Here is a 25,111-nt window from a genome sequence, read left to right as displayed (position 1 = left end):
CTGCGGGAGCCCCCACTTTGCGGCGCATCTGAGCCCCCCTGAGGCGGGTGCTATTGCACCCAGACCTCAACACGGCGGTTGACCTGGCGCCCCCAGTCACTGTCATCACAGGCCATTGGCAGTGCCTCGCCAAAGGCTTCTACCTGCACCTTCACCCGCGCCACACTGCCCTCTTCAGCCGTGGAAAGGACCGCATCACGCACCGTCTCAGCCCGCTTCAGGGCAATGCTTCGATTGCTTGAGGCCGCCCCGTCACCATCGGAAAACCCAACAAAATTGAGCACCTTGCCGTCATAGAGCCCGGTCTCCAACGCCCGCGCCAATTGTGCGACATTGCTGCGCGATTGCGCATCCGGGCGCGAAGACCCGGCCTCGAACCGGAAAGAGGTAGTGAGACGTCGAAACCCGGTCAAGCTGTTCACCAGACGCTGCAACTCAGCCAGTTGCACCTCCGGGCCAGCCGCCAAAATCGCATTGCTCAGCCGATCCCCCTGGGCATTCATCGAAATGCGCTCTGGTGCCTGATCGACAAAGCCGGCTCGGCGGATCACGATCTGTGCGCCGGGACCGCGCACATAGGCCAGAAAGTCCCGCGCCACCTTGGCCAGACGGCGCTGCGGCAGATACAGAAACATTGGCGCCGTCAGCGGGTAATCCTCGGTTTTGATCCCGCGCCGATTGGCCCGCAGCAAAAACCCACAGGCGCCTGTCAGCGTCAGCATCCGGGTGGTGCCGGTGTTCGAAAAACTGGTAATGCCAATTGCAAAGGGATCCGTTGCCACCCGGCGCACCAGGGTTGTGCCGCGCTCATGATGGCGCAGATCCCGGGTTAACTGCACTCCCGATGCGGCCAGAACCCGATCGGCAAAGCCCTGGGTCAAGCCTGAGTTTTCCAACGGCATATGCACCGATATCGGCGCGTCCGGTCCACCAAGCACCTGCCAATTGGTGATCGCTCCGGAAAAGACCCCGGCCAGATCCGGGATCGAGATCCGGGTGACCGGGTTTTCGGGCGAGACCACTGGCACCATGGCATCCAGCGCCACAATCCGACTGCGCGCCGCGCTTGTCATATCCCCCAGCCCCGAAGCCCGGGCCAACGATTGTTCCGAGGGGCGGATTTCCCGCAGGGCCATGACAATATCGGCCTGCTGCGCAATCAGATCGGCAAAACCCACATCGGTAGAGCTGACCAGAAAGGAAAACCGCGCCACCGAGCGCCCATCGCCCTGCTGCAAAAGATATTCAAAGTTGCCATCATCCAGGGCCACACGCTGGGTTTTATAGCCATTGCGCAGGGCAAAGCCCTCGATCAGGGCCGGCAGCAAAACCTCTGCCATATTTGCCGATCCCGACAGGGTCACCTCGGCAACAAAATCTGACAGGCTGGGGCAGCCCGGCCCGTCGCAACTGACCCCAGATCCATCAAGGGTCAATTCTCCAAACTTGGTCTCAACCCGATAGAATTCGCCATCAAATCCCAACAGATTTCCGGTGATCTCCACCGCCCCATCCGGGGAGGACAGGGTGACATCCTGCGCCTGCGCAAGAGTCACAGGGACAAAAAGGAGAAGTGCGGCGCTGATCGCCGCACGAAAATTGATCATCTGAATTCCTGAATTAGCCGCAGATCACTTGGCGGCGATTTTCAGGTTTTCTACCAGATTATTCAACACCAGAAAGTCACCAGTGGCCGCGCAATCTGGCATGTTGAGAGTCAGATCGCGTGTTTGCACCCGTCCTGCGACCACACGCAGGCTCTGGGCGGCAATTTCGCGGCCACAATTGATCGCGGTGATTTCAGCCTCGACACTGATTTCGATGAGCCCGGCTTCGGTAGTCGCTGCGCCTGGGTCTTCTTGAAAGCTATAGATCTCTGCCAGGCGTGGAACCAGTTGGTTGGCATCCCCCAGCCGGACCATCTGACCGGCGGCCTCCTGTGCCGGGTCAGCCCCATGCCAGACATGGCCGTTTTCGCCATATTGCGCGCCAAACTCGCGGGCATGTATTTCAAAGCCGCTGTTGCCGCTCCATTGCAATACCACCCGGTCCACCTGCGCCATATCCGGCACCTCAACCTGCACAACTGCGCCAACCGCTGTGGTCGCCTCTGCCTCTGCAGCAAAGGTGAGGTTGGCAGGTTCCACAATAAAGGTCGCAGGGCTGGACAGTGCTGGGATCACCAGATCAAGCTGTCCGTCCTGGCCCAGAGTTTCTGTTACCATCATACCGTGATGATGCAGGGTAATCCGCTCACTCCCCCGGCAAGGCGCGGTGATCTGCAGCGCCACTTGGGCGCCAGGAAGAGATCTCGCGCTGGCTGTCACGCCACAGGCTGCAACCGGTACCAGCCGAGCCGCAGATGTGGTTTCATTCTCGTCAGGAAGACCTGGATTTGCCGATGTCAGAGTGATCTTTTCGATCGAGATAGGCTGGGTCAGTGCTGGGTCCTGCGGCAGCTGCCCCCCTGCCTGACCAAATCCATCACCCGCTCCTGCAGGCTCAGAGATCGAAGGCTGCATAAAGAAGCCGATTCCCAAGGCACAGGCGGCAGTGGCCGCGCTGATCAGAAGTATGCGTTTATTCAGCATTTCAAACCTCCAACACCCGATCAAAAACCTAATTCGGGCCCTTAGATTAGGCTCGCAAAAGGAGGCCGGTTTATGGCCGCGCCTTGATATGATTCAGGCATTTATCCGCAATTTGACCAAATACGGTGCAGCGCCCTGCCCCGTTGTTTTGGCGAACTCGTGCAAATAGGTAGCCAAAAAGAATTAACCCCGGCCAAAGGCCGGGGCTATTTGTGGTTTGTTTATGATGGGGTCTTGGGCTGAGGTCAGGCCAGACGCCCATGGCAATGTTTGAACTTTTTGCCAGAGCCACAGGGGCATTTGTCATTGCGGGACGGGTTGCCCCAGGTCGAAGGATCATCTTCAACAAATCCGGGCGCCGCATCCTCTGGGTTGGCCTCCGCCTCTGCTGGTGCCCCACCCAATGCCATCTGTTGCATAGCGGCCTGGCGTGCGGCCATTTCGGCCAACATCTGCTGCTGCTCTTCATCCGTCATAGGACGCACCCGGCTCAGTTGCTGGGTCACATCCTCACGCAGCGAATCAAGCATGGTTTCAAACAGCTGGAAGCTCTCGTTCTTGTACTCATTGAGCGGATCACGCTGCGCGTAGCCCCGGAAACTCACAACCGAGCGCAGATGTTCAAGCGTCAGCAGATGCTCGCGCCATTTGGCGTCGATGGTCTGCAACAGCACCTGCTTTTCGATGTTGCGCATGCTTTCGGGACCAAAGGCCGCGGTCTTTTCGTCCATCATCTGGTTGGCGGCTTCGGCCAGGCGTTCCGACATCTGCTCGTCGTCGACACCCTCTTCGCCAGCCCAATCGGCGACCGGCGCATCCATGCTCAGCTTTTCCAGAACCGCCGCATGCAGGCCTTCGACGTCCCACTGCTCGGCATAGGTCTTGGGCGGCATATAGGTGTCGATCAGCTCGTCGATCACCTCATGACGCATATCACCAACGATTTCAGACAGATCCTCAGCGGCCATGATTTCACGGCGCTGACCAAAGATCACCTTACGCTGATCATTCATCACATCATCAAATTTGAGCACGTTCTTACGCATGTCAAAGTTGCGGCCTTCGACCTTGGCCTGGGCGCGTTCCAGTGATTTGTTCACCCAGGGGTGAATAATCGCTTCGCCTTCCTTCATGCCAAGGCTCGACAGCACCTTATCCAGACGCTCAGAGCCAAAGATCCGCATCAGATCGTCTTCGAGGCTGAGGTAGAAACAAGTCCGACCCGGATCGCCCTGACGGCCGGAACGACCGCGCAGCTGGTTATCAATGCGGCGGCTTTCATGGCGTTCAGAGGCCATCACACAGAGACCACCAGCTTCAAGAACCTTTTTCTTTTCTTCGGCGTGTTTGGCTTCTTCTTCGGCGCGCAAGGCGACCGGGTCTGCATCCGGGTTGGCCTCAAGTGCCGCCATCACGATCATGTCGATATTGCCGCCCAGCTGAATATCCGTACCGCGACCGGCCATGTTGGTGGCGATAGTCACTGCGCCAAGCCGGCCTGCATCTGCAACGATCTGGGCTTCTTGCTCGTGGTGACGCGCGTTCAGCACATTATGTTTGACGCCTTCGTGCTCCAGCATCTGGCTCAGCAGTTCGGATTTCTCAATCGAGGTGGTGCCCAAAAGAACAGGCTGCCCCTTAGCGTGGGCGATTTTAGCTTCATCGACCATGGCCTGGAATTTTTCAGCAGCCGTACGGTAAACACGGTCATCCTGATCCTCCCGTGCGATGGGCCGGTTGGTTGGAACTTCCACAACACCCAGGCCGTAGATTTCGGCAAATTCCTCTGCCTCGGTCAGCGCGGTGCCGGTCATGCCGGACAGCTTGTCATAAAGACGGAAATAGTTCTGGAAGGTCACGGAGGCCAGCGTGGTGTTTTCCGGCTGGATATTCACCTCTTCCTTGGCCTCGATTGCCTGATGCAGCCCTTCGGACAGGCGGCGACCTGCCATCATGCGGCCGGTGAATTCGTCAATCAGCACCACCTCGCCATCGCGGACGATATAGTCCTTGTCGCGCAGGAAGAGTTTATGCGCCCGCAGAGCCGAGTTCACGTGATGCACCACAGTGGTGCTTTCGGGGTCGTACAACGAGGCCTCAGCTTCCAGCAGCCCCTGCTCGCGCAGGACCTGTTCCAGATAGTCGTTGCCCTCTTCGGTGAAGGTCACACCGCGGGTTTTCTCATCGACCTCATAATGCTCATCCGACAACAGCGGAATCACCTTGTCGACAGAGATATAAAGCTCCGAACGGTCCTCGGCGGGGCCGGAGATGATCAGCGGGGTCCGCGCCTCATCAATAAGGATCGAGTCAACCTCATCGACGATGGCAAAGTTGTGCTGCTTCTGGAACACCTGATCGAGGCTGGGCTTCATGTTATCGCGCAGATAATCAAAACCCAGCTCGTTATTGGTCGCATAGGTGACATCACTGGTATAGGCGGCCATCTTTTCGTCGTCGGGCTGGCCGGACCAGATCACCCCGGTGGTCATGCCCAGGGCGCCAAAGACCTTGCTCATCCACTCAGAGTCACGCTTGGCCAGGTATTCGTTCACCGTGACCACATGCACGCCACGCCCCGTCAGCGCATTCAGATAGGCCGGGAAGGTCGCCACAAGGGTTTTACCCTCGCCGGTCTTCATCTCGGAAATGTTACCCTGATGCAGGAAAATCCCGCCCATCAGCTGGGTGTCAAAGGCCCGCAGCCCCAACGCCCGGCGCGCGCCTTCGCGCACATTGGCAAAGGCCTCTGGCAGCAGCGTGTCCAGCGATTCACCATCCAGCGCCCGCTGGCGCAGTTCCGCAGTTTTTTCCTTGAGACCCTCGTCGCTGAGTTTCTCGAACGTCTCTTCCAGCCCATTGATCTGTGCAACCAGTGGCCGTGTCGCCTTGATTTTACGGTCATTCGGTGTCCCGAAAACCTTTTTGGCGAGTGTTCCGATACCCAGCATGTGTTCTCCAACGATCCTCTTAGTGGCCCTTGTATCAGGCAGGCTTGCCCGTCGTGGTCGCAACCCATAAACAATGGAGGAAACGACGGTCCTGCCTCGGGCCTCTTTGGGATGTAAGGGGCAGGAAAATAAGTGTCAACGCCGCGCCCCTTTGCGGCCCGGGAATAGGAAGAATTCAATGCGTAAAGGTCTCACTTTTTTGCAAGGTACCGCAATGGCCCTCTTTATGGCCCTGCCCCTGCCTGCATTGGCCGCGCCCCATGCCAATACCGTGATTGCAACCGTCAACGGCGAAGAGATCACGCTGGGTCACATGATCATGGCCCGCGACAGCCTGCCCGAACAATATAAGCAACTGCCCGATGATGTGCTCTATAATGCCATCCTCGACCAGCTGGTGCAGCAGACCGCCCTGAAGCAAGAGCTGCACGGCGGTGTGCCTCACTACGTGAAACTGGCCGTCGAAAACGAAAAACGCGCCCTGCTAGCCGCCAATGTCATCGAGACCGTGATGCAGAGCGCCAGCAACGAAGAGGCCCTGCGCCAGGCCTATGAGGACAAATATTCGGATGGTGATGGCGGTGACGAGTTCAACGCCGCGCATATTCTGGTCGAAACCCAGGAAGATGCGCTAGAGATCAAATCCGAGCTGGATACCGGTGCCGATTTCTCAATCATGGCCAAAGAGCGCTCCACCGGACCATCTGGCCCCAATGGCGGCGATCTGGGCTGGTTCACCAAGGGTCGCATGGTTCCAGAATTCGAAGAGGCCGTGCTCGACCTGCGGGCTGGCGAGATTTCCGAACCGGTTGAAACCCAATTTGGCTGGCACCTGATCCTGCTCAAAGAACGCCGCAAAACCGCCGCTCCCGCCTTTGAAGAGGTCCGCGAGACCCTGAGTCAGGAATTACAGAATGCCGCTGTTGAGGCCCGCGTCAGCGATCTCACCGCTGCGGCCGTCATCGACCGCGCTGAAATCGAAGACCTCGACCCCGCGATTCTGCGGGATCTCAGCCTGGTGAGGAACTAAACATGGGCGATAGCCTTCCCCGCTCGCCTTTGGCGCCCTCCGCCTTTCCTCAGCTGCCAGTGATCAAGGGGCTGCGGCTCTGTGCTGGTGCCGCGGGAGTGAAGTATCAGGATCGCAATGATGTGATGCTGGCGGTGATGGATCCCGGCACCACGGTTGCCGGAACCTTCACACGCTCCAAGACCCGCTCGGCCCCGGTGCGTGACTGTCAGGAAAAACTGGGTGGTGACAGTTCTGCTGGCGCCGCCATTCTGGTGAACTCCGGCAATTCCAACGCCTTTACCGGTCACTACGGTCAGACCTCTGTTGCGGAAATCTGCACATCCGTTGCCCAGATCACCAAGCTGCCCGAGGCCCGGGTGTTCACCGCCTCGACCGGTGTTATTGGCGAACCCCTGCCGCATGAGCGCATCATCGCACAGATCAGTGATCTGAACGCAGGCCTGGACGAGACCGCGCTGGAAGCCGCCGCCGAGGCGATCATGACCACAGATACCTTTGCCAAGGGGGCCTCAGCCGAGGTGACAATTGGCGGGGAAACCGTGTCGATTGCAGGGATCGCCAAGGGTTCGGGCATGATTGCGCCGGATATGGCCACCATGCTGGTCTATATCTTTACCGATGCGCAGCTGCCGCAGGAGGCCCTGCAGGCAGAGCTGAGCCGTCTGTGCGATCGCAGCTTCAACTGCATCACCGTCGACAGTGATACCTCCACCTCGGACAGCCTGATGCTCTGTGCTACAGGGGCTTCCGGTGTTGATGTCTCAGACAGCGCCGAGTTCAGCCAGGCGCTGGAAGCGGTGATGCTGGATCTGGCGCATCAGGTGGTGCGTGACGGTGAAGGTGCCACCAAGTTTGTCGAGATCCAAGTGACAGGCGCGGTGTCAGATGCCGAGGCAAAGACCCATGGGCTCTCTATCGCCAACTCCCCACTCGTAAAAACCGCGATTGCGGGCGAAGATCCCAACTGGGGCCGGGTGGTGATGGCCATCGGCAAATCCGGCGCCTCGGCTGACCGCGATCTGCTGTCGATCTCATTTGGCGATGTGCTGGTTGCGGAAAAAGGCTGGGTCTCACCCAATTACCGCGAGGAAGACGGCGCGGTGCAGATGACCCGGGATGAGATCATCATCAAGGTGGATCTGGGCCTGGGGAGCGGCGCCTGCACGGTCTGGACCTGTGATCTGACCCATCAATACATCGCCATCAATGCGGATTACCGATCATGAAAACCGTCCTGGTGTCAGCCGTTGCGCTGATTGATGTCGAGGGGCGCGTGCTGCTGGCACAACGCCCCGAGGGCAAATCCATGGCTGGGCTATGGGAGTTTCCCGGCGGTAAAGTCGAGGCTGGCGAGACGCCAGAAGCAGCCCTGATCCGGGAGCTGCAAGAGGAGCTGGGCATTGACACCTGGTCTTCCTGTCTGGCGCCGCTGACCTTTGCCAGCCACAGCTATGATGACTTTCACCTGCTGATGCCGCTGTTTGCCTGCCGCAAATGGGAGGGCATTCCGCAGGCCCGTGAGGGTCAGACCTTGAAATGGGTGCGCCCGCAAGACCTGCGCAGCTATCCCATGCCTGCTGCCGATATCCCGCTGATCCCTATTCTGCGCGACTGGCTTTAGGGCAGCTACTCCTGGTCCAGAACCAACAAATGCAGGGCCTCCGCATCGCTGTGTGAGGCCCTTTTTTCTTGACCGGGTATGGGTGCACCCTGGTCTCTGAGCTGCAACTGGCAAAAGGATCGCAAAAACGTCGTGAAAAGCGGGAAATTTTCCGAAAATGATTCTTACCGCGAATCACTGGAAACCTTTTGTTAACCATTTTGTCAGAAATTGGGCAGAACATTAACAAGACCACCACAACGGCTTCTACACAGACAACCAGAGGATCTCAAAACGGCTCTATGTTCTCCCCAGGACGCCAAAAAGAGATCCTCGGCAGGTTCATACAGGCAGTATCTATCGTGCAGTGCAGCCAAAAGATCCACAAGGATCAACGCTAGCGCTGCATTCTAAAGACCACCACTCACTCACAGAACCGGGGCAGCCATTGGCTGCCCCACTTTCTTTCGCCCTCCGGTTATCCAAACCTATACTATCGTGAACAGACAATACCGATGGCTGCGTCATCACCCAAAGGTGCGGCTATCTTTGTGGCTTCGGTTGGGTGACGATCAAAGGGTAGCAAGGTCAATCACGGCAAGGACACGACCATCCCTGGCTTTCGGCACCTGACCAAAGTTGTTTTGCCCTGGTCGTTTGACCGCTACACGAATTCCCTCCAGCACGTCCTTTGGGAATGCACAAAAAAAAGCCCCGGCACAAAGGCCGGGGCTTTTAACATTGGGTTCTCAGACAGATTAGTCGAGGTTCCGCTCAACTTCCTGACGCTCGAAGATCTCGATGACGTCATCCGCGCGGATATCTTCGTAGTTCTCAAAGGCCATGCCACATTCCTGACCGGACTGCACTTCGGCAACCTCGTCCTTGAAACGCTTCAGGGTCTTCAGGGTGCCTTCGTGGATCACCACGTTGTCACGCAGCAGGCGCACACCAGCCGAACGACGGGCAACACCTTCGGTAACCAGACAGCCGGCAACCTTGCCAACGTTGGAGACCTTGAAGACATCCTTGATCTGCGCGTAACCAATAAAGGTCTCTTTGATCTCGGCGCTGAGCAGACCGGAAGCGGCCTTCTTCACGTCGTCGACCAGATCGTAGATCACCGAATAATAGCGGATCTCGACGCTTTTTTGGTTGGCAGTGTTACGGGCCGATGTATTGGCACGCACGTTAAAGCCCATAACCGGTGCACCGGAGGCTTCAGCCAGGGCGATATCGGTCTCGGTGATGGCACCAACACCCGAGTGCAGCACCCGCACACGGACTTCGTCGTTACCGATTTTCTCCATCGCCTGAACGATGGCTTCGGCAGAACCCTGCACGTCGGCTTTGACCAGAATGGGCAGCTCAGAGACGGTTTCGTCGTCTTTGGCCTTCTGCATCAGCTGTTCCAGGGTTGTTGCGGCACCAGCGGCAGCACGTTTGTCCTTGGCAGCCTGAGCACGATACTCTGCGATTTCACGCGCCTGAGCTTCGGTTTCAGTCACGTTCAGTACATCGCCCGCTTCGGGTGTACCGTTCAGACCCAGAACCTCGACAGGAACCGAAGGACCGGCTTCCTTGACGCGCTCGCCCTTGTCGTTGATCAGCGCACGGACCTTACCGTACTGCTCACCCACAACAAAGATATCGCCCTGACGCAGTGTCCCGTTCTGAACCAGAACAGTGGCAACGGGGCCACGGCCCACGTCCAGCTGCGCCTCGATCACGGCACCCTGGGCGGCGCGATCGGGGTTGGCTTTCAGTTCCAAAATTTCGGACTGCAGCGCGATGGCTTCGAGCAGTTGATCCAGGCCCTGACCGGTGTGGGCAGAGACTTCGACGTCCTGAACCTCACCAGACATGGCTTCGACGATAACTTCGTGCTGCAACAGATCCGTGCGGACCTTCATCGGGTCAGCCGCCGGTTTGTCACATTTGTTGATCGCAACAATCATCGGAACTTCGGCTGCCTTGGCATGCGCAATCGCTTCGATGGTCTGTGGCATCACCGCGTCATCCGCCGCCACAACCAGAACAACGATATCCGTTACCTGCGCACCGCGCGAACGCATCGAGGTAAAGGCCGCGTGGCCAGGCGTGTCGAGGAAGCTCAGCACGGTGCCGCTCTCGGTGGTGACTTGATAGGCGCCGATGTGCTGGGTAATACCGCCAGCCTCACCGGCCACAACGCGGGCGTTGCGGATCGCATCCAGGATCGAAGTTTTACCGTGGTCAACGTGACCCATGATGGTGATCACGGGTGGGCGACCCTGCAGGTCTTCGTCTTTGTCTTCCACTTCGTTGATCACGTCTTCGACGTCGGAGTCGGAAACCCGAACAACCTTGTGGCCGAACTCTTCGATGATCAGTTCCGCAGTATCGGCGTCGATGGTCTGGTTCTGTGTCACCATCATGCCCATTTGCATCAGCGACTTCACAACCGCACCAACACGTTCGGACATCCGGTTTGCCAGCTCGGACACAAGGATCGCTTCTGGCAGCTGCACTTCGCGCAGAACCTTTTCGCGCTCAACCGTGCCACCCATCGCCTTTTGACGTGCGCGCTCTTGCTTACGCTTCATCGAGGCCATGGACCGGTGACGGTTGCCCGCACCCCCTGTGGCCTGACCCAATGTCAGCTTGCCGGAACGACGGTTGTCATCACCGGTACGGGCCTTGGCACTGCGGCCACGCTCTTCGCGTTCGCGGTCGGATTTACGGGGTGTCTGCGCCGGAGCCGGTTTGGAGGCCGGGCCGCGCGTGGTTGCAGCAGCACCTCCCGCAGGAGCAGCGGCTTTGGCAGCGGGCTCAGCAGCGCGCTTTGCAGCCTCTGCGGCTTCACGCTTTTTGCGCTCTTCCTCTTCAGCCTTTTGACGGGCTTTTTCTTCCGCTTCGCGCTGCTCGCGTTCCTTGGTCTCTGCCTCGGCACGACGACGGGCACGCTCTTCTTCGCGGGCCTTCTCTTCAGCGGCGCGTTTTGCCGTATCTTCGGCCTCACGGGCCTTGGCAGCCTGCAGCGCCTTCAGGCGGCGGGCCATTTCCACATCGGTAATCCCGGCAGGCCGACGCGATCCATCGGTCGCAGGGGCAGCATTGCCGCCCTTGTTGCCACCCGGTTTAGGCACCACAACGCGTTTGCGCTTGGTTTCCACCACGACATTCTTGGTCCGCCCGTGGCTAAAGCTCTGTTTTACGTTCCCAGGCCGGGAACCGCCGCCACGCAGACCCAAGGTCTTTTTGCCGTCACTATCGCTCATAAAGCTCTTTATCCTTCTGTGCGGCCGCTGCCGCCCACCAATTCACGCAAACCCTGCAACCGTTGCGCCTCGTCTACAACACGTTTGCTGAGTCCACCAGAGGCGAGCGCCGCATGTATCATGGTTTGACGCCCAAATGCCATCCCCAGCTCATCCGCCGTGAGACATCCGATGAAATTTCCCCGATGCGGGGTACTCAATTTCGATTTGCCGCGCCCTGATCCATCACTTGCCTGAATCAAAACTGTGGCATGTTCTTTACCTAGCCAATCCTTGACTTTTTCATAGCCGCCAACGGCCTGGCCCGATTTCCGTGCCAGACTTAGCAGATCCACCACCCGTCGCAGTGTCTGACGTTCCACCTCATCCGGCAGATTGTCCGGCAGTGTCACCGGCGCTTTGAAGCCACGGGCAAAGAGTTTCTTCTTTACCGCCAGATCCAAGGCCTCGCGGCTGGCTGTCACATAGACCCCGCGTCCCGGCAATTTGCCAAAGATATCGGGCACCACCTGAGCCTCAGGCCCCATCACAAAGCGAATCAGACCCTGCTTTGGCTGGGTCTCACCAGTCGCAATACACTTGCGGTCCGGCCCATCGTCGTGATCTTTTCTGGCGCCTGCGCGACCCATGCTCACTCTCTCCTACTCGGAAACCCGAGGCTTACGCCTCGGCTTCCTCCGTGTCACCTTCAACGAGATCTTCTGCTTCGTCGTCAGAGCTGATCAGATCATCAGGATCAACCCAGCCCAGCATCACACGTGCGGTCATCACCAGGTCCTGAGCCACTTCCAGGCTCATGCCAAAGGGCTCCAGGATACCGTCGTCCTTGATCCGCTCACCGTTGTTGTTGGTCCAGCCACCGGCCAGTTCCCAATCAGCACAGGTTGCAAAATCTTCCAGCGTCAAGATCTCGTCCTTGGCCAGAGCCTCGATCATGGGTGGGGTCAACCCGTCGAACTGGATCAGGCTGTCCTCGGCGCCCAGCGCGCGGGCCGCATCAATTGCTGCCTTTGCCTTGGCTTCAAGGTAATCGCGGGCACGGGCCTGCAATTCTTCGGCGGTGCCTTCGTCAACACCGTCGATGACGGTCAGCTCGTCGAGCTCAACATAGGCAACCTCTTCCAGATTGGTAAAGCCCTCAGAGACCAGCAGCTGGGCGAAGAACTCGTCCAGATCCAGGGTTTCCATGAACAACCCGGTGCGCGCTTCGAATTCCTTCTGGCGACGCGCCGATTCTTCTTCTTCGGTCATGATGTCGATGTCGAGACCGGTCAGCTGCGAGGCCAGACGCACGTTCTGACCACGACGGCCAATCGCCAGGCTCAGCTGCTCTTCGGGCACCACAACTTCGATCTTGCCGGCTTCTTCATCCAGAACAACCTTGGAGACCTCGGCGGGCTGCAACGCGTTCACCAGGAAGGTGGGCTGATCATCATTCCATGGAATGATGTCGATCTTTTCACCCTGCAGTTCGTTCACAACGGCCTGAACACGGCTACCGCGCATACCGACACAGGCACCAACCGGATCGATCGAGCCATCGTTGGAGATCACGGCGATCTTGGCGCGCGAACCGGGATCCCGGGCCACAGCTTTGATCTGGATGATACCGTCATAGATTTCTGGTACTTCCATCTTGAACAGCTCGGCCATGAATTCTGGCGCGGTCCGGCTCAGGAAGATCTGCGGGCCACGGGGCTCGCGGCGCACATCTTTGATGTAGCAGCGGATGCGGTCATTGGGGCGATAGCTCTCGCGGCCAATTTTCTCGTTGCGACGCAGGATGCCTTCGCCAGCGCCCACATCGACGATGACATTGCCGTATTCTTCGCGTTTGACCAGCGCATTGATGATGGTGCCTGCGCGATCCTGGAACTCTTCGAACTGGCGATCACGTTCTGCTTCGCGCACCCGCTGCAGGATGACCTGCTTGGCCGATTGTGCCGCGATGCGGCCCATTTCCACCGGGGGAACCTCTTCAACAAAGGTGTCACCAACCGCAGGGTCCGCCATATACTGTTTGGCCTGCTCGACGGTCATTTCGGCCTGGTAGTTTTCCAGCGCCTCATCTTCAACAACTGAGCGCACCCGGGTAAAGGTCGCCTTGCCGGTCTTGCGGTCGATCGACACGCGGATATCCATCTCGCTGCCGTAGCGGCTCTTGGCGGCCCGGGCGAGACTTTCTTCCATCGCATCGACCACCAGACCGGGGTCGATCATCTTTTCGCGCGCCACGGCTTCGGCAGTTTGCAACAGCTCTAGCTGGTTTGCAGAGGTGATAGCCATTACTTGTTCTCCTCTTCGGACCCTTCGGCCTCGATCTCGTCGAATGCGTCTTCGTTTAATGTGCCGGCAGCTTTGCGCTGGCGCAGCATTTCCGTGATCAGATCATCGGTCAGAACCAGCTTGGCATCCGAGAGCCAATCAAATTTCAAACCAATGGTAACAGTCTTGCCCTGATCTTCGATATTGATCAGAACCTCGTCCTCTTCGGTGCCAGCCAGCTCACCCTTGAAACGGCGGCGGCCACCAACCAGCTCATCTGTTTCCAGCTTGGCCTCGTAGCCCTCGAACATGTCGAAGTCTTTCAACCGGGTCAGCGGCCGGTCGATACCAGGGCTGGAGACCTCCAGCGTATAGGTATCAAGGATCGGATCCTCGACATCCAGCGTGGCGCTCACCGCGCTGGAGACAATAGCACAGTCATCCACCTCGATACCGCCCTCAGGCTTATCCGCCATGATCTGCAGCGTGGTGGTTTTCCCGGACATCAGGCGAATGCGCACCAGCTCATAGCCGAGATCCTCAATCACAGGGACAAGAATTTCGGCCAGGCGGCGGTCAATCGCGGCTTTGGCAATCAGGTCGTTGGTCATTTAGCTTCCCACAATCGGGTTGGCCACAATCGGGTTGGGCATTGGATACGGCATCCCTGAGGACACAAAAAAACGGGCGCGCGGCCCGTTGAACTAATCCGGAGGTGTCTTGAACCAGAGCTCAACACGCCGCTGTTGAAAAGCCATATACGCCCCTTGCTACGAATCTGCAAGCCTTGTGTTACGTACGCAAGGTTCGCAACCTTTCATGGCAAAAGCACCATCTCCGGCGGCACAGTTTTAAGACGCCAAAATGGCTCAGATCACAACCGCCACCAGCGTTCGGCAATTCGGCCATCATCCAGCGCGGATTGTTGCCCAACCACCCGCGGCAGGCCAACATCCGACCGCGCGGCCAGGGCCATGTCTTCGGCCGAGGGGTGATACAAAAAACCTCCCCGTTTCAACAGCTCAGCGGGCTGCGGCAGGGCAGCCACATCGACAAAGCCATCTCGCAGGGCCTCAGCGCGGACGGCAGCATCGGGAATAACAATCACTTCCAGACTGTCGACCCACCCGGCCCGACCCTCCTTATAGTGACCTGCAACCTTGGTGGCGCGGAAATGGCGCCCACCTTGGGCGCGCTCAACCCGGTAACAGCCGCTGCCCACCAATTGCGCCAAGGGCAGATCAACCGCCCCGCCGGGGGCAATCACATAACCCGGACCTGCCAGCAAGTAGGGCAGATGCGGATTGGGCTGCGATAGATGGATTTCAACCCGCTGCGGGTCCAGTACCGCAACCGTCATCCGATCAACGCCCGCAACCGACCGCCCCTGCAACGAATCCACAACATCAGCCGCCTTCAACGCAGTGCCATCATGGAACAGCACATCCTGGCGCAGCTCAAACCGCCAGACACGCGCACCTTCATGGCTTTCCCAGGCGGAGGCAAGTTCCGCCCGCAACAGCCCATCCGGTGCAATCTCGGTCAGGCAGTCCAGCACCGCCCCACGGGCAACAAGATCCAGCAGGCCGCTTTCCCGTGGCAAGGCCAGACGCAGTGCCCCGCCTGCCCGCGGCGAGGCCGCAAGCGAAGTGCCCGTGGCTGCCAGCAATGCTGCAGCGGCACCAGAGGTAAAAAGGGCGCGACGGTCGATACGGGTCAAGGCAGCAGTTCCTCGGCAATGCGGTCCATGGCCAGCACCAGCTCTGCGCTGATTCCCGGCTCTGACAGAGCATGCCCTGCATTGCGCACCATGATCAATTCCGCATTTGGCCACAGCTCATTCAACTTCCAGGCCGAAACAGGGGGGCAGATCATATCGTAGCGACCCTGCACAATCGTACCGAGAATATGTGAGATACGGCCCATGTTGGCCAGGATCTGACCATCAAAGTCGAGAAAACCGCGATTGATGAAATAGTGATTCTCCAATCGGGCAAAGGCACGAGCGTAGTCACCGGGCCCCTCAATTGAGGTGCCATTGGAATGAATTGAGGCCAGCGCATTCTCCCAGGCAGACCAGCTGCGCCCAAGCAGGACCTCTTCTGTCCTATCGCCCGAAAACAGACGTTTGTTATAGGCCGCAATCAGATCGCCCCGCTCGGCCTCGGGAATGGGAGCGACAAATTTTGCCCAGGGCTCCGGCCAGAACCGCCCAGCGCCGCCGCCATAAAACCAGTCCAGCTCAGCAGTGGTCATAAGGAATACGCCGCGCAGAACGATCTGTATTACCCGCTCGGGGTGGGTCTGCGCATAGATCAGCGAAAGTGTCGCGCCCCAGCTGCCGCCAAAGACCACCCAGCGCTCGATCTGCAACTGCCGCCGGATTTCCTCCATATCGGCAACCAGATGCCAAGTGGTGTTGTCCTCGCAGGAGGCATGCGGTTGTGACCGCCCGCAACCGCGTTGATCAAAGAGGATAATCCGGTACACCATAGGGTCAAAATAGCGCCGCATCGCCGGGCTGCTGCCACCACCGGGGCCACCATGACAAACAACCACAGGGATGCCACGCGGGTTCCCCGATTGTTCGACATAAATCTTGTGACCCTGCCCGACTTCGAGCATCCGCTGATCAAAAGTGTCAATCGGAGGGTAAAGATAATGCACTGCGCGCTTTTGATCCGAGAATTTGTCCATTACTGACCTAGATGAAACCATTGGCTACAAAAGAACATACGGAGACAGGAATGCAAGCGCCTCAATCCACAGTCGACCCGGCGGAAATCGCAAAATTCGAGGCCATGGCCGCGGAGTGGTGGGATCCCAATGGCAAGTTCAAGCCGCTACATATGCTGAACCCCTGTCGGTTGGATTACATTACCAACCAGATTGCCGGTGAATTTGACCGCGATCTGACTCAGCCAGAACCTTTTAAGGGACTGCGCCTGCTGGATATTGGCTGCGGTGGCGGGTTGCTCTGTGAACCCATGGCGCGTCTTGGCGCCGAGGTGACCGGCGCAGATGCGGCAGCAGGCAATTTGCCAGTGGCGCGGCTGCACGCCGAACAGACCGGCCTCACCATCAACTACCGCCACACCACCGCCGAAGACATGGCCGCCGCCGGCGAACAGTTTGACGTGGTGCTGAATATGGAAGTGGTCGAACATGTGGCTGACCCACTCAGCTATCTGACCGCCACCAAGGATCTGCTGAAACCGGGTGGCCTGGAGATCTGTTCGACCATCAACCGCAATCCCAAAAGCTATGCCATGGCCATTTTTGGCGCTGAGGTCATCATGCGCTGGCTGCCACGCGGCACCCATGAATGGCATAAATTCATCACCCCGGATGAGCTGGTGGAGCTGCTGCAGAAGGCCGGGCTGACGCCAGTCGATCGCAAGGGCTTTGTGTTCAACCCGATCAGCTGGAACTGGTCGATCTCGGACCGGGACCTGTCAGTCAATTATGTCACCGCCAGCATAAAAGACCGCTGAGCCGCAGGTGTACCGTCCTGATCCTCTGAATGATAACGCTCACCTATCCTTTTAGGTAGGTGGGTTTTATCTTTTGCGGCCTTTGGAAATCGGCAAAAAGTGAATAGGGTAATTTTGACTTACCTTTTAAGGTTTTCTAACAGCGACCTGTCTGGCGGATCTAAGACCACCCGATCAGGACATCCATTTGAACTCTAGCGCCAAAGATTAGTTTTGCTTTGGTTCTGCCGCCACTCACATATCGACAGAGAGTTCATATGGACGGAAAGGGATGCCTGACACAGGCATCCCTTTTTAATCTGGGTCCAGATTGTGGGGTAGCAGTCTAAGCAGTGGTTTCCAGCTTGGCGCGCAGCTCCCGCAGAATCGGCAATGTTGCGCGGACACGATCGCCGCCCAGCTCATTCACCACTTCGGAGATCAGCGGCACAATGCTGGCCAAAGCCGCATCCCGAGCCTGCCGCCCAGCCGGGCTGATCGCCACCATCTTGCGCCGGGCATCATCCCAATCGGGACGAATATGGATGTAACCCGCCATTTCCAGCTTGTTCAACGTATTGGTCATGGCGCCGCGGGTGACATGAAAAGCCTTGGCCAATTGCGCCGGAGAGCGTTCAACGCCGGTACGGGTCAGGTGATTGAGCACCGAAAAATGCGACAATTCCATTCCCTTGGGCAGGGCCTTGCCCAGGCGTGAGCGCGCCAGCTGATCCGCCATCAAAATCTCGCTAAACAGCGAGACCGCCAGGGAGTGGGTTTCTTCCATCAGGGTCCGTCAAACTCTCGATCATGGGTCAATGCGGGCACGCGCCTGCGTGCTTCTGCCACTTTTTCCCTATCAAGATCAACGTAACTTATCCCCGGTTCTGTGCCGGCATCCGACAGGATCTCGCCCCAGGGCGCCACCACCAGCGAATGACCATAGGTTTTGCGCACCGCGCCCCGGCTGGTTTTATGGCTGCCGGTCTGGGCCGCCGCCAGCACATAACACCCGGTTTCAATCGCGCGGGCCTGCAGCAGCGCGTGCCAATGGGCCGCACCAGTGACCGGAGAAAAGGCCGCCGGCGCGATCAGGATCTCGGCACCCGCCTGGGCCAGCGCCCGGTGCAGATGCGGAAAGCGCAGATCGTAACAGATAGTCAGCCCCAGGGTGCCAAAAGGCGTCTCAGCGGTGACAGCCCGGCTGCCTGGTCGATAACCGTCAGATTCGCGAAAGGTCTCCTCCGGGGTGACCACCACATCGAACATATGGATCTTGTCATAGCGCGCGGTGATCTCTCCCTGCGGCGAGATCAGGAACTGGCGATTGGCAAACCGCCCGTCCTCATCATCGGTCTTGACCCCAAACGAGCCCAGCGACAGCCAGATACCGTGGTCGGCAGCGCTCTGGCAGAGGGCGGCAAGCGTAGGGTCGTCTTCCTCAAGACAAAGAACCTGCTGCTGATGCGCGCGGCTCAGCGAGACGCAGTTGCTCACCTCGGGGGTCAGGACAAACCCGGCACCATTCTCAACCGCCTCAGCGATCAGGCGCTCAAGCCGGTCAAGGTTTTCGCTCGGGGAATCACTCGATGTGATCTGCAACAGGGCGGCGCGCATCGGGATTCCCCTTTTGGCTGTGTCTTATGGTTCAGGCGGCGAGCAGCGGGTCCAGTTTACCGGCCTGCTCCAGCGCATAAAGTTCGTCACAGCCACCCACATGGGTTTCGCCAATAAAGATCTGTGGCACCGTGCGGCCGCCATTGGCCCGTTCGATCATTTCCTGCTTGCGCCCAGGGCTGGTCAGCACGTTGACCTCGGAAAACTCCACGCCCTTCTGTTTCAACAGGCGTTTGGCCGCGTGGCAAAAGCCACACAGTGGCGAGGTGTAGATTTCGACCGATTTCATGCGGGTCTCCAATTGTCTGATTGCGATGTTCTGCGCCATATGGGGCCACATTGCAATCATTGCCAGTAGCATCAGTGGCTGATCACGCCCGTGTGACCCGCGCCAGCACCGCAACCCGCACATCTGCCGCCCCGGCTTCGCGGCAGGCATCGGCGCAGGCCGTAAGGGTTGCCCCCGAGGTCATCACGTCATCGACCAGCAGCACCACACGCCCCTGCATCAAGGCGCGATGACGGGGATGGGCCACAATCGCCCGGCTGAGCGCAGAAAACCGCTGTGCCCGGGTCTTGCCCTCCAGACTGGGGGTCACCTTGACCCGCTTCAACATGTCAGGCCAGTAGTCCAGCCGCGCCTGCCTGGACAGGTGCTCGGCCAATAGGGCCGACTGGTTATATCGGCGCTTTAACAGACGCGACCAATGTAATGGCACCGGGCAGACCAGGGGATTGTCGCGCAGCAGGGGCGCGGCGGCGCGTTCGATCCAGCCCGCAGCTGGCGCAGCAAGATCCGTGCGATCGCCGTGTTTCAGGGCCATCACCAGATTGCGCGCCTTGCCCTTATAGAGCATGGCGGCCCGACCCTGGCTCCAGGGGCGCGCCAGTGACATACATTCATCGCAGTCCAGACGATAACCATCCTCATCGCCCGGCAATGGCACGCCACAGCCCTCGCAAACCGTGCCGCTGATAAAATGCGCCTCACCCCAGCAACTGCCACGCAGGCCAAAGTCCTGCTCAACCAATTCATCACAGCCAAGACATTTTGGCGGATAAACAAGCGAAACAGCGGTTTGAAACTGCGCGCGCAACATCTAAATAGCCCCCATGACGCAAGCACCCAAATCACAGCCAGAGCTGTTCGACCGCCAAGCATTGGCGATCCATCGCACCCGCCACCAGACTGAGGCCTTGTTCCTTCACGACCTGGCACGGGATGAGGTGGAAGATCGCTTAACATTGGTTAACAGGACCTTTACGAAGGTGGCGATTGTTTCACCTTTTGCTAAGATTTGGCAAAATTCCTTCCCCAAAGCTCAGATTGTGCCCGATGACGAGGTTCTGGACCTCACCCCCGGCGCGCATGATCTGGTGATTCACGCCATGGGGCTGCACTGGGCCAATGATCCGGTGGGGCAATTGATCCAATGCCGCCGTGCGCTCAGCGAGGACGGGTTGCTGCTGGCGATCACGCTTGGGGGGCGCACCCTGCACGAGCTGCGCAGCGCCCTGGCCGAGGCCGAGACCCGCGTCACCGGTGGGCTGTCACCGCGTGTCGCGCCAATGGGCGAGGTCCGGGATCTGGGCGGGCTGCTGCAACGTGCCGGCTTTGCCCTGCCAGTTGCGGATGTGGTGCCACTGACCGCGCAGTACCGCGACAGCCTTCACCTGATGCATGAGCTGCGTGCCATGGGCGAAGGCAATGCCATGGCCCAGCGCCTGAAACGCCCCAGCCCCCGCGCGCTCTTTACCCAGACCGAAGCCATCTACCGCGAGCATTTTGCCCTGGAGAACGGCAAACTGCCCGCCACATTTGAGCTGGTCTGTCTGACCGGCTGGTCGCCCTCGGAGAGCCAGCAGCAACCACTGCGCCCCGGCTCTGCCAAGATGCGGCTGTCTGAGGCGCTGAAGGTGCCAGAGACCAAACTGCCCAAATAGACCCGTTGGCGCACCGATAAGAAAAACAAATCACTGCGCCAATATGATCCAATTGGCCTTTGGCCCCGTAACACCCTATCTTGTGGCGAATTGTGACCCTCGCCATAGTTTCCGACACGCAAAGCTCTGCCGCAGATACAGGACCACTCATTTCAATGCTGGATTCTTCCACCTCCGCCACCTGCCCCGCCCACGCGCCAGCCGATCACCCAAAGATCAAAGGCGAAAAGGTCGGCATCCTGCTGGCAAACCTCGGCACGCCGGATGACTATAGCTACTGGCCGATGCGCCGCTACCTGGGTGAATTCCTGTCCGACAAACGGGTGATCGACTACCCTGCCTGGAAGTGGCAACCCTTGCTGCAGCTGATCATCCTGAACAAGCGGCCTTTTTCCTCAGGCGCGGCCTATAAATCGATCTGGAATCACGACAAGGGTGAAAGCCCGCTGATGACCATCACCAAGGACCAAACCGCCAAGATGGCCTCGGTCATGGCGGAGCGCTACGGCGATCAGGTCATGGTGGATTACTGTATGCGCTACGGCAATCCTTCAACCAAATCCAAGGTCCGCGCCATGGTTGAGGCCGGCTGCCAAAAGATCCTCTTTGTGCCGCTTTATCCGCAATATGCCGGCGCCACCTCGGGCACCGCCAATGATCAGTTCTTCCGCGCCCTGATGGAAGAGACCTGGCAGCCCGCCGCGCGCACCATTGAACCCTATTTTGATCAACCCGCCTATATCGAGGCTCTGGCCAGATCGGTGGAAGAGGCCTACGGCAAAGCCGCAAAACGCCCCGATATTCTGGTGGTCTCCTACCACGGCATGCCCAAGCGCTATCTGATGCAGGGCGATCCCTACCATTGCCAGTGCCAGAAAACCACGCGACTGCTGCGCGAGCGGCTGGGTTGGCAGGACACAGAGATCACCACCACCTTCCAGTCGGTGTTTGGCCCCGAGGAATGGCTGAAACCCTACACGGTTGATCACGTCGCCACCCTGGCCCGCGAGGGTAAGAAAAGCATTGCCGTGATGGCGCCGGCCTTCTCGGCTGACTGCATCGAGACGCTGGAAGAGATCAACGAAGAGATCAAGGAAAGCTTTGAAGAGGCCGGTGGTGAAGATTTTCTCTATATCCCCTGCCTCAACGATGATGACGACCATATCGCCGCGCTTGCCGGTGTGATTGAGAATAATCTCAAAGGTTGGCTGGACTAATCTCCCCTCCCCGGTCCAAATAGGATCCAATATTGGACTGCCGATTTTGGGCAGACGGGGAGAGACATGTAATGAACCTACAGCACTGGGCTGATGCCCTGAAATCCCATTGGGGCATCACTGCAGATCTGCGCCGCCTGGACGGCGAATATGACCTGAACTTCATGGCCACAGGGCCGGATGGCACCGGCTACATCCTCAAGGCCATGCGTCCCGATTGTGAGGCTTGGCTGGTTGAGATGCAGGTACAGGCCTTTCAGCATATAGCCTCCAACACCCCAGACCTGCCCTGCCCGCGGGTGATCCCTAGCTCCAGCGGCGCAGCCATGCTCTCCCTTAGGGACGAGAATGGCGCCAACCGCCTGTGCTGGATTCTCGAATGCCTGCCGGGGCAATGCTATGCCAAGGTGAGCCCCAAGAGTCTGGCACTGATCCATGAGGTCGGCGCGGTTCTGGGTGGCGCGGGCAAGGCTCTGGCGGATTTTCAACACCCAGGGTTGGAGCGCGACTTCAAATGGGACCTGATGCGCGCCGGATGGATAGGCGCTGAAATCGACTCTATCACCGACCCCAAAAGACAGAGTCTGATCCGTGAGATCAACACTGTATTTACCAAGTTAGAGCCTGTTCTGGCCGGATTACCCAAGCAGGCAATTCACAATGATGCCAATGACTACAACATCATGGTCACAGGCGAGCTGACCCAGCCGCGTCGTGTCTCGGGGCTGATTGATCTGGGCGATATGTGTGCAGCTCCGCGCATCTGTGACCTGGCCATTGCCGCCGCCTATATCGTGCTGGACCATGCCGACCCCGAAGGCGCGCTGGCGGCACTGGTGGCGGGCTACCACAGCGCCTATCCGCTGACCCCACAGGAGATGGATCTGGTCTACCCGCTGCTGCGCGCCCGGCTGGCGGTCAGCGTGGTCAACTCCACCCTGATGGCCGTTGAAAATCCCGATGACCCCTATGTGACCATTTCACAGGCCCCTGCCTGGCGCTTTCTTGAAACCCACGATCTGCATCCCGGATTGCTCGCGGCGCGGCTGCGGGCTGCCTGTGACCTGCCAGTGGTGGAAGGGGCTGACCGGGTAATGACCTGGCTGGAAGCCGAGCGCGGTAATTTTGCACCCTTGATGGGCGAGGATCTGTCAGAGGCCCCAATGGGCTCGCTTTCGGTGGAAAACTCCACCTGGCCACAGAATCCGTTCCACATGCCGCTGGAAGAGGCCGCCCGCGTTGGCGAAGAATTCGAAAAGGACGGCAAGATCTGGCTCGGCTACTATCACGAACCCCGGCTAATCTATGCCGAACCCGCCTTCCGCAAGGGCCCTTATAAGGCCAGCAATCGCCGCACCGTGCATCTGGCGGTGGATGCCTTTGCCCCAGATTTCACCCCGATGTTCGCGCCGCTGGATGGCGAAGTCTTTGTGGTCGAGAACCGCACCGGGCACCTTGATTATGGCGGGGTGATTATCCTGCGCCATGAAACCCCGGCGGGTGATCCGTTCTACACGCTTTATGGCCACCTTGACCCCGAGTGCTGCGACCGCCTGAGCCCCGGTGACAAGATTGCAAAAGGCGCAGAGTTCTGCCGTCTGGGGGATCACAGCATGAATGGTGGCTGGGCCCCGCATGTGCATTTTCAACTGGCGCTGACCACCGAGGGCATCGAGGCCGACTGGCCCGGCGTTGGCGATCCGGACGAGATGTACATGTGGCGCGCCATCTGTCCCAATCCGGCAGCCTTGTTGAACCTGCCGGATGACAAATGCCACTATACCCCCACCAACAAAGACGAGATCCGTCAGGGACGTCAGGATCATTTTGGCGGCAACCTCAGCCTCACCTATTCTGATCCGGTGATGCTGGTGCGGGGCTGGAAACATCATCTGTTTGATGAATGGGGCCGCCCCTATCTGGACGCCTATAACAATGTACCTCATGTCGGCCACGCCCATCCGCGTATTCAGGCGGTGGCGGCGGATCAGCTCAAGCGGATGAACTCCAACACCCGCTATCTGCACCCCGCCCAGACTGCCTTTGCCGATAAGATCCTGTCAAAGATGCCCGATCATCTGCAGGTCTGCTTCTTTGTGAATTCGGGCACCGAAGCCAATGAGCTGGCCCTGCGACTGGCCCGCGCCCATACTGGTGCCAAAGGCATGGTGACGCCGGATCACGGCTACCACGGCAATACCACCGGGGCGATTGATGTCTCGGCCTATAAGTTCAACAAGCCCGGCGGCGTGGGCAAGGCTGATTGGGTTGAGCTGGTTGAAGTGGCAGATGACTATCGCGGCAGTTTCAAACTCGATGACCCGGACCGGGCGCAGAAATTTGCCGATCTGGTCGACCCCGCCATCAAAGCCCTGCAAGAGCGCGGTCAGGGCATTGCGGGCTTCATCGCTGAAACTTTCCCGTCGGTTGGGGGGCAAATCATCCCGCCCAAGGGTTATCTGCCTGCTGTCTACGAGAAGATCCGTGCCGCTGGGGGTATCTGTATTGCCGATGAGGTGCAGACCGGTCTGGGACGTCTGGGGGACTATTACTTTGGTTTTGAACACCAGGGCGCCAGCCCTGACATCGTGGTCATGGGCAAACCCATCGGCAATGGTCATCCCCTGGGCGTGCTGGTCACCACTAGGGAAATTGCCGAGAGCTTCAACAACGGCATCGAGTTCTTCTCCACCTTTGGCGGCTCCACCCTGTCGTGCCGGATGGGCAAAGAGGTGCTGGATATCGTTGACGACGAGGGCTTGCAGGAAAATGCCCGATCGATGGGCGCAGATCTGATTGCTGGGTTGAAAGCGCTAGAGACCAAACACGCCTGTGTTGGCGATATTCGTGGTATGGGGCTGTTTTTGGGCTTGGAGCTGATCACTGCGGATGGCTCAGAGGCGACGCAGATCTGTTCCTATGTGAAAAACCGTATGCGCGATCACCGTATTCTGATCGGCAGCGAAGGCCCCAAGGATAATATCCTGAAAATCCGACCACCCCTGACAATTGATGCCGAAGGGGTCGAGATGATCCTTGTATCACTGGACAGCGTTTTATCCGAAGTCGTGCTGCCCTAGGCAGCCGACAGCCCCCTGGGGGCAACGGGCAGGCAATAAAAAAGGCGGTGAAAAATCACCGCCTTTTTAAATTCTTACGC

General features: G+C 58.7%; 20 protein-coding genes. 7 read left to right on the top strand and 13 right to left on the bottom strand.

Annotated elements, in window-relative coordinates; genetic code table 11:
- Positions 1–50: 50 nt before the first annotated feature.
- From ED661_RS13865 to secA, 3 genes are all read right to left on the bottom strand, one after another.
- Positions 51–1,607, bottom strand: a complete 1,557-nt coding sequence (locus tag ED661_RS13865; protein WP_122074506.1) for a phosphate ABC transporter substrate-binding/OmpA family protein — start codon at positions 1,605–1,607, stop codon at positions 51–53.
- 24 nt (positions 1,608–1,631) lie between these two features.
- Positions 1,632–2,591, bottom strand: coding sequence for a hypothetical protein (locus tag ED661_RS13860; RefSeq protein WP_122074505.1), 960 nt, complete (start codon positions 2,589–2,591; stop codon positions 1,632–1,634).
- Positions 2,592–2,836: 245 nt separating this feature from the next.
- Entirely contained in the window at positions 2,837–5,542 is a 2,706-nt protein-coding gene (gene secA, locus ED661_RS13855; protein WP_122074504.1) for a preprotein translocase subunit SecA, read from the bottom strand.
- Positions 5,543–5,720: 178 nt separating this feature from the next.
- On the opposite strand from secA, the gene ED661_RS13850 reads away from it, so the two are divergent.
- From ED661_RS13850 to mutT, 3 genes are read left to right on the top strand one after another with little or no spacing between them, the layout of a single operon-like run.
- The gene (locus ED661_RS13850) at positions 5,721–6,572 is read left to right on the top strand and encodes a peptidylprolyl isomerase (protein WP_122074503.1); all 852 of its coding nucleotides are present in this window, start codon (positions 5,721–5,723) and stop codon (positions 6,570–6,572) included.
- Between the two features lie 2 nt (positions 6,573–6,574).
- Positions 6,575–7,801 carry a bifunctional glutamate N-acetyltransferase/amino-acid acetyltransferase ArgJ gene (argJ, locus tag ED661_RS13845; RefSeq protein WP_122074502.1) on the top strand — a complete coding sequence of 409 codons (1,227 nt, stop codon included), beginning with the start codon at positions 6,575–6,577 and terminating at the stop codon, positions 7,799–7,801.
- Positions 7,798–8,196 carry an 8-oxo-dGTP diphosphatase MutT gene (mutT, locus tag ED661_RS13840; RefSeq protein ID WP_122074501.1) on the top strand — a complete coding sequence of 133 codons (399 nt, stop codon included), beginning with the start codon at positions 7,798–7,800 and terminating at the stop codon, positions 8,194–8,196. The genes argJ and mutT overlap by 4 nt, the downstream gene beginning before the upstream one ends.
- 737 nt (positions 8,197–8,933) lie before the next feature.
- Here the strand turns inward: mutT and infB are convergent.
- From infB to pip, 6 genes are all read right to left on the bottom strand, one after another.
- Positions 8,934–11,435: a translation initiation factor IF-2 gene (gene infB, locus ED661_RS13835; protein ID WP_122074500.1), complete on the bottom strand. Its 2,502-nt coding sequence runs from the start codon at positions 11,433–11,435 to the stop codon at positions 8,934–8,936.
- An 8-nt stretch (positions 11,436–11,443) separates the two neighbouring features.
- The gene (locus ED661_RS13830) at positions 11,444–12,064 is read right to left on the bottom strand and encodes an RNA-binding protein (RefSeq protein ID WP_122074499.1); all 621 of its coding nucleotides are present in this window, start codon (positions 12,062–12,064) and stop codon (positions 11,444–11,446) included.
- 31 nt (positions 12,065–12,095) lie between these two features.
- Positions 12,096–13,721 carry a transcription termination factor NusA gene (gene nusA / locus ED661_RS13825; RefSeq protein WP_122074498.1) on the bottom strand — a complete coding sequence of 542 codons (1,626 nt, stop codon included), beginning with the start codon at positions 13,719–13,721 and terminating at the stop codon, positions 12,096–12,098.
- Complete coding sequence (rimP, locus tag ED661_RS13820; RefSeq protein ID WP_122074497.1) at positions 13,721–14,311, bottom strand: ribosome maturation factor RimP; 591 nt, start codon at positions 14,309–14,311, stop codon at positions 13,721–13,723. Before rimP ends, nusA begins: the two co-directional genes overlap by 1 nt.
- Positions 14,312–14,574: 263 nt before the next feature.
- The gene (locus ED661_RS13815) at positions 14,575–15,420 is read right to left on the bottom strand and encodes an ABC transporter substrate-binding protein (RefSeq protein ID WP_122074496.1); all 846 of its coding nucleotides are present in this window, start codon (positions 15,418–15,420) and stop codon (positions 14,575–14,577) included.
- Complete coding sequence (gene pip, locus ED661_RS13810; protein ID WP_122074495.1) at positions 15,417–16,397, bottom strand: prolyl aminopeptidase; 981 nt, start codon at positions 16,395–16,397, stop codon at positions 15,417–15,419. Before pip ends, ED661_RS13815 begins: the two co-directional genes overlap by 4 nt.
- A 50-nt stretch (positions 16,398–16,447) precedes the next feature.
- On the opposite strand from pip, the gene ubiG reads away from it, so the two are divergent.
- Entirely contained in the window at positions 16,448–17,194 is a 747-nt protein-coding gene (gene ubiG / locus ED661_RS13805) for a bifunctional 2-polyprenyl-6-hydroxyphenol methylase/3-demethylubiquinol 3-O-methyltransferase UbiG (RefSeq protein WP_122074494.1), read from the top strand.
- A 325-nt stretch (positions 17,195–17,519) separates the two neighbouring features.
- Here ubiG and ED661_RS13800 read toward each other — a convergent pair whose 3' ends face one another.
- From ED661_RS13800 to ED661_RS13785, 4 genes are all read right to left on the bottom strand, one after another.
- Positions 17,520–17,960, bottom strand: a complete 441-nt coding sequence (locus ED661_RS13800) for a MarR family winged helix-turn-helix transcriptional regulator (protein WP_122074493.1) — start codon at positions 17,958–17,960, stop codon at positions 17,520–17,522.
- A complete protein-coding gene (locus ED661_RS13795) occupies positions 17,960–18,790 on the bottom strand; it encodes a carbon-nitrogen hydrolase family protein (protein ID WP_122074492.1) in 831 nt (276 codons plus the stop codon). The genes ED661_RS13800 and ED661_RS13795 overlap by 1 nt, the downstream gene beginning before the upstream one ends.
- Before the next feature lie 31 nt (positions 18,791–18,821).
- Positions 18,822–19,079, bottom strand: coding sequence for a glutaredoxin 3 (gene grxC / locus ED661_RS13790; protein WP_122074665.1), 258 nt, complete (start codon positions 19,077–19,079; stop codon positions 18,822–18,824).
- Between the two features lie 82 nt (positions 19,080–19,161).
- A complete protein-coding gene (locus tag ED661_RS13785; protein WP_122074491.1) occupies positions 19,162–19,890 on the bottom strand; it encodes a ComF family protein in 729 nt (242 codons plus the stop codon).
- Between the two features lie 13 nt (positions 19,891–19,903).
- Between ED661_RS13785 and ED661_RS13780 the strand changes: the two genes are divergently transcribed.
- From ED661_RS13780 to ED661_RS13770, 3 genes are all read left to right on the top strand, one after another.
- On the top strand, positions 19,904–20,734 hold the full coding sequence (locus ED661_RS13780; protein ID WP_122074490.1) for an SAM-dependent methyltransferase: 831 nt from the start codon (positions 19,904–19,906) through the stop codon (positions 20,732–20,734).
- Positions 20,735–20,889: 155 nt separating this feature from the next.
- Positions 20,890–21,951, top strand: a complete 1,062-nt coding sequence (hemH, locus tag ED661_RS13775; protein WP_122074489.1) for a ferrochelatase — start codon at positions 20,890–20,892, stop codon at positions 21,949–21,951.
- 71 nt (positions 21,952–22,022) lie between these two features.
- Positions 22,023–25,031 (top strand): aminotransferase class III-fold pyridoxal phosphate-dependent enzyme, encoded by a 3,009-nt coding sequence (locus ED661_RS13770; RefSeq protein ID WP_122074488.1) that lies wholly within the window; start codon positions 22,023–22,025, stop codon positions 25,029–25,031.
- The last annotated feature ends 80 nt before the right edge of the window (positions 25,032–25,111 follow it).

It is taken from the genome of Pseudophaeobacter sp. EL27 (genome assembly GCF_900313025.1).
GTDB lineage: Bacteria > Pseudomonadota > Alphaproteobacteria > Rhodobacterales > Rhodobacteraceae > Pseudophaeobacter.
Note: the sequence above shows the minus strand (reverse complement) of the source record. Positions and strands in the feature narration are given on the sequence as shown.